Origin of the sequence: Streptomyces sp. NPDC050085 (assembly GCF_044460595.1) — a bacterium.
GTDB lineage: Bacteria > Actinomycetota > Actinomycetes > Streptomycetales > Streptomycetaceae > Streptomyces.
In genome coordinates, this window is the sequence record NZ_JBITJZ010000013.1 from 198,645 (window position 1) to 209,577 (window position 10,933).

At 68.3% G+C, this 10,933-nt stretch carries 11 protein-coding genes, 1 rRNA gene and 1 riboswitch; of the genes, 1 reads left to right on the top strand and 11 read right to left on the bottom strand.

The annotated features are described in order from the left end of the window. Positions 1–74 precede the first annotated feature (74 nt). Positions 75–170, bottom strand: a riboswitch (glycine riboswitch). A gap of 125 nt (positions 171–295) precedes the next feature. Continuing rightward, positions 296–673 carry a PRC-barrel domain-containing protein gene (locus ACIBUY_RS34635; RefSeq protein WP_365566831.1) on the top strand — a complete coding sequence of 126 codons (378 nt, stop codon included), beginning with the start codon at positions 296–298 and terminating at the stop codon, positions 671–673. Between the two features lie 8 nt (positions 674–681). Here ACIBUY_RS34635 and ACIBUY_RS34640 read toward each other — a convergent pair whose 3' ends face one another. The 11 genes from ACIBUY_RS34640 to rrf all read right to left on the bottom strand — a co-directional run. After that, positions 682–2,112 (bottom strand): DNA polymerase IV, encoded by a 1,431-nt coding sequence (locus tag ACIBUY_RS34640; RefSeq protein WP_399154757.1) that lies wholly within the window; start codon positions 2,110–2,112, stop codon positions 682–684. A 46-nt stretch (positions 2,113–2,158) separates the two neighbouring features. Beyond that, positions 2,159–2,779 (bottom strand): MerR family transcriptional regulator, encoded by a 621-nt coding sequence (locus ACIBUY_RS34645; protein ID WP_365566833.1) that lies wholly within the window; start codon positions 2,777–2,779, stop codon positions 2,159–2,161. A 193-nt stretch (positions 2,780–2,972) separates the two neighbouring features. Continuing rightward, a complete protein-coding gene (locus ACIBUY_RS34650; RefSeq protein WP_005475662.1) occupies positions 2,973–3,446 on the bottom strand; it encodes a bifunctional nuclease family protein in 474 nt (157 codons plus the stop codon). Positions 3,447–3,531: 85 nt separating this feature from the next. Then, positions 3,532–4,260, bottom strand: a complete 729-nt coding sequence (locus ACIBUY_RS34655) for a MerR family transcriptional regulator (protein ID WP_365566834.1) — start codon at positions 4,258–4,260, stop codon at positions 3,532–3,534. Positions 4,261–4,287: 27 nt separating this feature from the next. Beyond that, entirely contained in the window at positions 4,288–5,226 is a 939-nt protein-coding gene (locus ACIBUY_RS34660) for an FHA domain-containing protein (RefSeq protein WP_365566853.1), read from the bottom strand. Between the two features lie 82 nt (positions 5,227–5,308). Continuing rightward, a complete protein-coding gene (locus ACIBUY_RS34665) occupies positions 5,309–6,154 on the bottom strand; it encodes a DUF881 domain-containing protein (RefSeq protein ID WP_365566835.1) in 846 nt (281 codons plus the stop codon). A 5-nt stretch (positions 6,155–6,159) separates the two neighbouring features. Next, positions 6,160–6,492: a small basic family protein gene (locus ACIBUY_RS34670; RefSeq protein WP_031069011.1), complete on the bottom strand. Its 333-nt coding sequence runs from the start codon at positions 6,490–6,492 to the stop codon at positions 6,160–6,162. Next, on the bottom strand, positions 6,489–7,394 hold the full coding sequence (locus ACIBUY_RS34675; protein ID WP_365566836.1) for a DUF881 domain-containing protein: 906 nt from the start codon (positions 7,392–7,394) through the stop codon (positions 6,489–6,491). The genes ACIBUY_RS34670 and ACIBUY_RS34675 overlap by 4 nt, the downstream gene beginning before the upstream one ends. An 89-nt stretch (positions 7,395–7,483) precedes the next feature. Then, positions 7,484–9,979, bottom strand: coding sequence for a mannose-1-phosphate guanyltransferase (locus ACIBUY_RS34680; RefSeq protein ID WP_365566837.1), 2,496 nt, complete (start codon positions 9,977–9,979; stop codon positions 7,484–7,486). A gap of 114 nt (positions 9,980–10,093) precedes the next feature. After that, on the bottom strand, positions 10,094–10,702 hold the full coding sequence (locus tag ACIBUY_RS34685; RefSeq protein ID WP_365566838.1) for a CDP-alcohol phosphatidyltransferase family protein: 609 nt from the start codon (positions 10,700–10,702) through the stop codon (positions 10,094–10,096). A gap of 152 nt (positions 10,703–10,854) precedes the next feature. Then, positions 10,855–10,933, bottom strand: a 5S ribosomal RNA gene (rrf, locus tag ACIBUY_RS34690); the annotation flags it as partial.

Consider the following 10,933-nt stretch of genomic DNA (forward strand, 5'->3'; position numbering starts at 1 on the left):
GATCACGTGGACACACCGGCTTTCACCGTCGGTGAGGGCGGAGAACTGCACCCCGCCCTGCTTTCCAGAGTGACCTCGTCCGCGCGGTACAGGGGCCTGAGAGATTCCGGGGAGGAGTTGCTCCTTCGGCGCCTCCGACGATGATCGGAGGACTCTCCCGCGCGGGGTCAGCAGCCGCCTGCCAGCCTACCAGCGGCCCTCGGCCCCGATTCATGGAGGAACGCTCGAGTGGCCGCCTTGTGAAATGTGCTCTTTCGTAGTGGTTACAGACGAGTTGCGACCAGCTGGAGGGCCCGTGCAGACCGACGTCGATCCGCGCAACCTGATCGGCCGCAAGGCGTTCGACCGCAATGGAACCAAGATCGGCACGATCGACGAGGTGTACCTCGACGACGCCACCGGCGTCCCGGAGTGGGCGGCGATACGGACGGGCCTCTTCAGCCGCGACGCCTTCGTCCCGCTGGAGCCCAGCGAACTGGTCGACGGCACGCTCCGCGTCCCCTTCGACCGCGCCCTGATCAAGGACTCCCCGGACTTCGGCGTGGGCCGCCACCTCTCCCCCGAGCAGGAACTGCAGCTGTACCACCACTACGGGCTCGACGTCACGGCCCCGCAGCAGTCGCCGGACATGACCTTCGGCCGCATCGCGGGCTCCGAGAACGATCCGACCTGACCCGAGCACTACTCCGATCCGACGCAGGGCTCGGCCACTGGCTCGGCGGCCGGCTCGGCGGCTGACTCGTCCACCGGCTCGACCAGCGGCAACGGGTCGGCGGCCACCAGCTCCGGATCGTCCACCCGGAACGTCCGCACCCGCCCCGGCACCGTCGAATAGGGCGTCTCGAACCGCACCGTCACCCGCCCGAGCCCGCTCCCCTGCACCCATCCGGGCCCGAACTCGGCATGCCGCACGTCGTGCCCGGCCATCCACCGCCGCTGGACGGGCTCGGCGGCGACGACCTCGGGCTCATCGGGAACCGCTGCCTCGGCCTCCTCCTGCCCCTCCTCGGCAGCGGCCTCCTCGGCTTCCAGCGCCGCCTGGGCCGCCTGCGCGAACAGGTCCTCCTGCGTGAAGTCGGCAAGCCCGCTCACCCCGACCCCGAGCAGCCGGACCCCGCCCGTCGTGTCCACGGACTCGAGCAGCCGCGCGGCGGCCTCCCGCACCACCGTCGGATCGTCTGTCGGCCCCCGCAGCGTCTCGGACCGCGTCAGCGTCGAGAAGTCGTACCTCCGCACCTTCAGGACCACGGTCCGCCCCGACCGCTCGGCCGCCCGCAGCCGCTCCACACACCGGTCGGCAAGCCGCTGCACCTCCAGGCGGACCCGCACCCGGTCGTGGATGTCCACGTCGTACGTGTCCTCGACCGACACCGACTTGGAGTCCCGCTCGGCGACCACGGGCCGCTCGTCGTGCGCCAGCGCCATGGCGTACAGATGACTGCCGTGCGCCTTCCCGAGGAGTCGTACGAGCTCGTCCTCGCCCGCCTCGGCGATCTCCGCCACGGTCAGGATCCCGGCCCGCCGCAGATGGTCCCCGGTCGCGGGCCCGACCCCCGGCAGGATCCGCACGGACCGGGGCCCGATCAGCTCGCGCTCGGTCCCCGGCGGTATCAGAACGAGCCCGTCCGGCTTGGCCTCCTCCGACGCGATCTTCGCCAGCATCTTGGACACGGCGAGCCCGACGGACCCGGTCAGTCCCGTCACCCGCCGGATGTCCGCCCGCAGCTTCCTTCCCACGGCCTCCGCGGAAGCCTGGTCCCAGGCCACCTCACCGGCCTCCAGGTCGACGAACGCCTCGTCCAGACTCAGCGGCTCCACCAGCGGCGAAAGCTCCCGCAGCAGCCCCATCACCTGCTCGCTGACGTCCCGGTACAGCCGGAAGCGCGGCACGAGGTATGCGGCATTGGGCGCGAGCCGCCGGGCCTGCCCCATCGGCATCGCCGAGTGCACCCCGAACTTCCGCGCCTCGTACGACGCCGTGGCCACGACCCCGCGCGGCCCGAGCCCGCCCACGACGACCGCCTTCCCGCGCAGGCTCGGCTTCGCCGCCTGCTCGGCAGAGGCGTAGAAGGCATCCATGTCGAGATGCAGAATCGTCGGCGCGGTTCTCACATCTCCGATGCTCTCCTACGCCACTGACAACGGGGCCGCACGAGCGTCACACGGCCCGGTTGCGCCGCCTCGCGAGCTCGTCCGCGGGGTTGTGCCCGACGAGGGTCTCACCGGTGTCCACGCGCTCTCCGTGCAGCTGGGACAGGGCGCTCTCCACGTCCCGCCAGACCACGCCGACGGCGATCCCGAAGATCCCCTGCCCGCCCTGGAGCAGATCGTGCACCTCGGCCGGCGACGTGCACTCGTACACCGTCGCGCCGTCGCTCATGAGCGTCATCCGCTCCAGATCCCGAAAGCCGCGCTCACGCAGATGCTGCACCGCGGTGCGGATGTTCTGCAGCGAGACGCCCGTGTCCAGGAAGCGCTTGACGACCTTCAGGACGACGACGTCCCGGAAGCTGTACAGGCGCTGCGTCCCCGACCCGTACGCGGGCCGCACGCTCGGCTCGACCAGACCGGTCCTGGCCCAGTAGTCGAGCTGTCGATAAGTGATGCCGGCCGCCGCACACGCGGTCGGGCCCCGATATCCGATCTGCTCGGAAGTCGCGTCGCCGCTCTCCCCCGCCACCGCAGACACCGCCTGCGGGCGCTGCGGAGTGTGATCGGCCGCGCTGCCGTGAAACGAGTACGGACCGCCCGTCGCCGTACCGTCGCCGCTGCTTCTCACGCCGACCTCCTCTTTGACCTGCCTTCTCGACGGTAGGCAGTCACAAGGGGTGCGTCAACGAACGCCACACTCGCCACGCCGAGTGATAATCACCCTAGGAGTGGTTTCCCGTACCCGACCGCGGGGAAAGGCTAGCCGAATGTGCCGAGGCGGCCGCCCACGGGGGCGACCGCCTCGGGTCACGGACTGCCGGTCACTGACTATTGGTCCCGAAGTCCTCGGGCGAGATCTGGTCGAGGAACTCGCGGAACTTCTCCACCTCGTCCTCCTGCTCGTCCGGGATCGCGATCCCTGCGTCGTCCAGGACCCCGTCACTGCCGAAGATCGGCGTCCCGGTGCGCAGCGCGAGCGCTATGGCGTCGGACGGGCGGGCGCTGACCTCGACGCCGCTCGCGAACACCAGCTCCGCATAGAAGACGCCTTCCCGCAAGTCCGTGATGCGTACTTCCGTGAGCTCCTGACCGACCGCCTCGAGCACGTCCTTGAACAGGTCGTGCGTCAGCGGACGCGCGGGGGCCATGCCCTGCTGGGCAAAGGCGATCGCCGTCGCCTCCCCCGGTCCGATCCAGATGGGGAGGTAACGGTCGCCTCCCACTTCACGCAGGAGCACGATCGGTTGGTTGGAGGGCATTTCGACCCGGACACCTACGACGTCGAGCTCGTTCACACAGCAACCCTAGGACGTGCCCGGCCGGTTTGGGTAGTCGGGCATGCGCCGAGGGCCGGGCCCACGGCTTTCGCCCGCCCTGCAATCAGGGCAGACGCACCCCAAGTGCGGTCTGTACGAGCGCCGCGTGCAGCCGCACCGTCAGGCCGGCCAGCTCCTTGGCCCGCGCCTGCGCCAGGGCCCTGGTCTGCGGATTGCGGTGCACCTTGAGCGGCGCGACGACGGAGTCCACGAGCCCCGCCTCACGATCCGCGGCCGCCCGCATGACGCGCAGGTGCCGCGGCTCGATCCCGAACCGGCCGAGCTCGCCGACCAACTCGGCCACGAGAACGGCCGACGCGTCGTAGCCACCCTCCGGCAACGGGGCGATGAGCCCGTACGACTCCCACTCGCCGAGCTCGTCCTCGTCGATCTCGGCGGCGGCGAGCAGCTCGTCCCGGCCCACACGCGCGGCGGTGGGACCGTCCTCCGCCTCTTCCGCGTCGCCGGCCGGCCCGGGAGCGGGCACCGGCAGGGACTCGCCCCGCTCCAGCGCCTCGAGCTGCTCCTTGATGACCTTCAGCGGCAGGTAGTGGTCCCGCTGCATCCGCAGGACGTGGCCGAGCCGCTCGACGTCGTCCGGGCTGAACTTGCGGTACCCGGACGGCGTCCGCTGTGGCTCGATGAGGCCCTCCGCCTCCAAGAACCTGATCTTGGAGATGGTGACCTCGGGGAACTCTTCGCGCAGCACGTTCAGTACGGTGCCGATGCTCATCAGCCGACTGTCCGTGGTGGCGGTGCCGCCCGCGGCACCGCCCCTCGGTGTGTGAAGCATGGACCTTCCTGAAGGTTCGCTGACGGTTCAGATACCTCGCTGGCTCGCGTAGAACACCAGCCGGTACTTGCCGATCTGCACCTCGTCGCCGTTGTTCAGCGTCACGGAGTCGATGCGCTCACGGTTCACGTACGTCCCGTTGAGGCTGCCGACGTCGGAGACGGTGAACGAGCCGTCCTGCACGCGACGGAACTCCACGTGGCGGCGCGACACGGTCACGTCGTCCAGGAAGATGTCGCTCTGCGGGTGACGCCCGGCCGTGGTCAGCTCGCCGTCCAGGAGGAAGCGGCTGCCCGAGTTCGGACCGCGCCGCACCACCAGGAGCGCCGAACCCAGCGGCAGCGCGTCGACCGCGGCCTGCGCCTCGGGCGACAGGGCCGGCAGCTGCGTCTGCCCGGTGGCCTCCGGGTCGTAGGACTCGAGACCCGAGATGGAGATCGTGGACGTCGTCTCGGACGGCCCCTCCGGCACCCCGCCACGAAGCGGCGCACCACAGTTGGAGCAGAACCGGCTGTTCTCGCCGTTCCGGTTCCCGCACCTCGTACACACCAGGGCCGACATGGACGGATCCTCCTGCCGCGGCTGCCCCGCGGGGGCATGGGACGCGTACGGGCCGGGACCAAACCCTCCACCCGTACTTGAGGTTGACGGTTCCCCGAAACCTATGCGGCCGGAACCGGCAGGGTCAACAGACGACGCGCCCTGTCCGCCCGAATTGTCACCGCCGACCTGGTCCCGGAACAGCGGGCGCTCGCCCACCTGCGTCTCCGGCACATCTCCCTGGCGCGGCGCACGGTGGCGGTTGTCCTCACGTGCGCTCTTGCCGAACAACTTCGCAAACAACTTCACGGGCGATTCCCCTTGACCGAAACAGACCCGCCCGTGGGGCAGGACAAACCCTGATTGCACACACCGGCGTACATCACTGACACGGACACCCTCACAACGTCCGCATCCGCCAAACAGTTTCCACCACGCACCCCGCCTGCGGTGCGCCGACCCCCCGCAACCTCATGCCCTCCTACGACTTCCCCCATGCACCCCCGCCTCACTGCGAGGACGACCGAGCGTAGTCAGGCCGCTTCGCCGCTCGCAAGGCGTCCACGACGATCTTCTCGGATCGGACCACGGAGACCGTGGCCTGCTCCTTCTCCAGCGTCTGCACCACACCTCCAGGGATGTTGAGGGCCGGCTCGAGGTCCTGTGGCTTGCCGATGACCTTGAAGACGTACGGCTGGCTGATCTTCTGCCCGTCCACGCTGACCCCCTTCCCTCCACTCGCGTCCGTCAGATACGTGTTGGCCACGACGCGGACGCCGTTCACCTGGATCGCCTCGGCGCCCGCCGCCCGCAGCTCCTGGATCGCGTCGAGCAGCATGTCCGCCTCGACGGCTCCCTTCGTGTCCGTGACCGTCATCGTGATCCCGGGGCCCTGCGCGGCCACGGTGCCCGCCAGAATGCCGAGTTGGCGCTCCTTCTCGACGGTCTGCTTACGGGCCTCCTCGGCCTGGTCCGAGCTGTTCTCCAACTCGGTGCGCTGGTCCTCGAGACCCTGCTTCTCATCCTCCAGACGCTGAGTCCGGTCATCGAGTTCATCGAGGATGCGCACGAGATCTTCCTGGCGCGCACCGCGCAGGGCACTGTTGTCACTGTTGGACCGCACCTGGATGGCGAGCCCGAGGCCCAACACGAACAGCAGCACAGCGACGGTGAGTTGGGCGCGCGACACGCGAGGCGGCCACAGGCCTTTCACGAGCCGCTGACGTCCGGTCAGCTGCGGCGGGCCGTCCTGCGCGGATTCCGCGGCATCCGGTGCGGGCGCGACCTCGGCCGGCAGTTCCTTGCGCAGCCTGTGTTCGGCGCCGGAACCCTCGGGGTGTTCGTCTGCGTTCATCGGCCTCACGCCCGGAAGACGTGCCGCCGGATGGCGGCCGCGTTGGAGAAGATGCGGATGCCGAGCACCACCACGACCCCGGTGGACAGCTGCGCTCCGACACCCAACTTGTCACCCAGGAAGACGATGAGCGCGGCCACCACGACGTTCGACAGGAACGACACGACGAACACCTTGTCGACGAAGATCCCGTCCAGCATGGCGCGCAGCCCGCCGAACACCGCGTCGAGCGCCGCGACCACGGCGATCGGAAGATAAGGCTCGACCACCGCCGGAACCTCGGGCCGGACGAAAAGACCGACCACGACTCCCACGACGAGGCCCAGTACGGCGATCACGATGTGCCCTTCTGCTCTGCTCTCGGCTGTGCTGTACGTACGATCACGCTGGGTGCGGCAGGAAGCCTGACGTCGTCCTGGGCCGAAATGCTGGTCCGGATCCCGAAGTTCTCCTGCAGGGCATGCAGGTACAAACCGTCAGGACTGTTCTGGAACCGGGTGCTCAGCCGCTGTCCGTCCCCCACCGCGAGCACCGTGTACGGCGGCACCAGCGGCTTGTTGTCGACCAGTATCGCGTCACCCGCGGCCCTGATCGCGGACAGTGCGGTGAGCCGCTGCCCGTTGATGCTGACGGCCTCGGCCCCCGACTGCCACAGGCCGTTGACGACGCGCTGCATGTCGCGGTCGCGCACCCGCCCGGTGTCGGAGAAGCCGGCGCTCTCGCGCGGCCCGCTCCCGCCTCCGATCTCGGCCGACTTGGCGTCGTCGACGACGAGCTTCACTCCGGGCCCGTGCACGGCGACGGCACCCGACAGCACTCCCACCAACTCGCCCTGGTCGCCGCCGTGCTTCTTCAGCGCCTCGCGCTGCATCTCCCCCACATCGGTACGCAGCGAGTCGACCTGTCCCTCCAACTTGTCGGCGGACTCGGTCTCCTGGTCGATGCGGTCGATGAGCTCCTCGCGCTCCTTGGCCACGACGGGTGCGGCGACCCGGGCCTGCGCGGCCCCCACGGTCACGACACACGCGGCGAGTACGAGTCCTGCCGCAAGACCCAGCCTCGCGCGCAGCGTCTTCGGCAACCCGCTCTGCCCCAGAGCCTTCCTGCGGGCCGTCGCTTCCGCGTACCCGTCGTCGAGGCTGTGGTCCATCACATTGGTCAGCAGCGACATGGAGGCATCGGGGCGCGAGGGGCGCTCGGGGGTGCTCCGAACGGGGGGCTGCTGCGGCATGCCGCACATCGTCGCACGTCGTGACCGCTACCTCCGAATGCCCCCGGCAGCGTGCCGGTCGGCGCCCACGGCGGGCACCGACCGGCACACGAGCGGGCTCAGCGTCCGGCGCTGTCCACCACCGCCGACCACTCGTCGAGCAGCTGCTGCGCGGACGCGTCGTCGGGCCCTTCCGCCCACAGATGGGTAACGGCCTCCGCCGGGTCGGGCAGCACCATGACCCAGCGTCCGTCGGCCTCCACGACCCGCACCCCGTCGGTCGTGTCCACGGACCGGTCGCCGGCCTCCTCCACGACCCGCCGCATGACGAGCCCCTTCACGGCCCACGGAGTCGCCAGGTCACGCTTGAGGACGTGCGCCCGCGGGATGCGCGCATCGATCTGGCTCAGGGTCAGCTGAGTCCTGGCCACCAGCCCGATGAGCCGCACGAAGGCAGCAGCCCCGTCGAACACGCTGCTGAACTCGGGCACGATGAAGCCGCCGCGACCGTCGCCACCGAAGATGGTGCCGTCCTCACGCCCCACCCGGGTCAGATCGTCGGGCGACGTGGTCGTCCACTCCACCTGCGTCCCGTGATACGCGGCCACCTGCTCGCCGATACGCGTCGTGGTGACGGGGAGGGCGACCCGCCCGCTGCGCCGCTCGGCGGCGACAAGGTCGAGCATCACGAGCAAGGCCCGGTCGTCCTCGACGATCCGCCCCTTCTCGTCCACGAGGGACAGCCGCTCGCCGACCGGGTCGAACCGCACCCCGAACGCGGCCCGCGCCGACGCCACGATCTCCCCGAGCCGCACGAGCCCGGACCGCCGCGCATCCGCGGTCTCGGTGGGCCGCGACTCGTCGAGTCCCGGATTGATGGTCAGGGAGTCGACACCGAGGCGCCCCAGCAGGCTGGGCAGCACGAGCCCCGCGCTTCCGTTGGAGGCGTCGACGACCACCTTCAGCCCGGCATCGGCGATCCCGGTCGTGTCCACGTTCCGCAGCAGTGACCCGGTGTACGAGTCGAAGACGCTGGAGGGGAAGTGCAGATCCCCGATCTCCCCGGGGAACGCCCGCCGGTACTCCTGCCGCGCATACACACGATCGAGTTTGCGCTGGCTGCCCTGCGACAGATCCGCCCCGCGCTCGTCGAAGAACATGATGTCGACCGAGTCCGGCACACCCGGTGTCGTACGGATCATGATCCCGCCTGCACTGCCCCTGGCCGTCTGCTGACGAGCCACCGGCAACGGCACGTTCTCCAAGTCCCGTACGTCGATGGCGCTCGCCTGCAAGGCGGAGATGACCGCCCGTTTGAGCGCACGCGCACCGCGGGAGTGGTCACGGGCAGTGGTCACGGTCGACCCCTTCTTCAGGGTCGTCGCATAGGCACCCGCCAGCCGGACGGCGAGCTCGGGCGTGATCTCGACGTTGAGGATCCCGGAGACACCACGCGCCCCGAACAGATGGGCCTGCCCGCGGGACTCCCAGATCACCGACGTGTTGACGAAGGCTCCGGCCTCGATCGTCTTGAAGGGATAGACCCGGACGTTGCCCTGGACAATCGATTCCTCACCGACGAGGCACTCATCGCCGATGACCGCACCGTCCTCGATCCGGGCGGCCCGCATGATGTCGGTGTTCTTGCCGACGACACAGCCCCGCAGGTTGCTGTGCTGTCCGATGTAGACGTTGTCGTGCACGACGGCCTTGTGCAGAAAGGCCCCGCTCTTCACGACGACGTTCGAGCCGACGACCGTGTGTTCGCGAATCTCCACATCGGCTTCGACCTTGGCGTAGTCACCGATGTACAGCGGCCCGCGCAGCACCGCGTCCGGATGCACCTCGGCACCCTCGGCGACCCACACACCGGGGGAGATCTCGAACCCGTCGAGCTCGACGTCGACCTTGCCCTCCAGGACATCGGCCTGCGCCTTCACATAGCTCTCGTGGGTACCGACGTCCTCCCAATAGCCCTCGGCCACAAAGCCGTAGATGGGCTTGCCTTCCTTCATCAGCTGCGGGAAGACATCCCCGGACCAGTCCACGGACGTATCGGCCTCGACGTAGTCGAAGACCTCGGGCTCCATCACGTAGATGCCCGTGTTCACCGTGTCCGAGAAGACCTGCCCCCAGGTCGGCTTCTCGAGGAACCGCTCGACCTTCCCCTCCTCGTCGACAATGGTGATGCCGAATTCCAGGGGGTTGGGTACACGCGTCAGGCAGACAGTGACCAGCGCACCCTTTTCCTTGTGGAAATTGATGAGCTCGGTGAGGTCGAAATCGGTCAGGGCGTCGCCGGAGATCACGAGGAAAGCATCGTCCTTCAGCGCTTCCTCGGCGTTCTTCACGCTGCCGGCAGTGCCGAGTGGCTTCTCCTCATTGGCATAGGTGAGCTCCATCCCCAACTCTTCGCCGTCACCGAAGTAATTCCTGACGAGTGAGGCCAGGAATTGCACGGTGACCACGGTTTCGGTGAGCCCATGCCGCTTGAGCAGCCTGAGCACATGCTCCATGATCGGCCGGTTGGCCACCGGCAGGAGCGGCTTGGGCATGCTCGAGGTCATGGGGCGAAGGCGTGTGCCTTCGCCTCCGGCCATCACGACGGCCTTCATGTCGGAAGCGTCCTCCTTGAAGAGACGACGGTCTAGCCGACTTCGCCCGTCCGGAATGACTCGCAGAAGTCACGATGCGGACCTTCTGGCCTCACCCAACACCCAATGGCGAGCTCAATCGGCCTTGGAGTCCGCCTTGACAAGTCGGCGGACCTGAACCACGTAGAGGATCCCTGCCCACCAGTACAGCGTTGTACCCCATCCGGCGAACGCCCATCCGAAAATAGCAGCGAGTTCGTGGATCCATCCACTTCCGTCGCTGAGAAGCAACAGAGGGAACGCGTACATGAGGTTGAACGTCGCTGCCTTGCCGAGGAAGTTCACCTGCGGCGGCGGATAGCCGTGTCGCCTGAGGATCCCCACCATCACCAGCAGGACCAGTTCTCGCAGCAGCAGTGCGGCGGTCAACCAAATGGGAAGAATGTCGCGCCAGGTCAAACCGACCAAGGTGGACAAAATGTAGAGCCGGTCCGCAGCAGGGTCGAGGAGCCGGCCAAGGCTGCTGATCTGATTCCAGCGGCGCGCGAGCTTGCCGTCGAGATAGTCACTGACGCCGCTCAGCGCGAGCACCAGCAGAGCCCAACCGTCGCTCTTGGGGCCGCCGAACTCAGGCCTGAGGATGAGCCACAGGAAGAGCGGTACGCCAACAAGACGCGCCATGCTGAGGATGTTCGGGATGGTGAGGACCCGGTCAGTCTGAACACGGGTCTCCTGGACCTCCACCCGGGGGCCTCCTGTGGGAAACGAGCCAACGATGCCCCCTGACTTTACCCTCAGCTCCGGCCGACCAGAGCGAGGGGGTCGCCCAGGACACCCTCTGAACGCAGAAAAGCCCCGGACCGTATCCCGGTCCGGGGCTTTTCCATTCAAAAATAGTTCGGCGGCGTCCTACTCTCCCACAGGGTCCCCCCTGCAGTACCATCGGCGCTGTAAGGCTTAGCTTCCGGGTTCGGA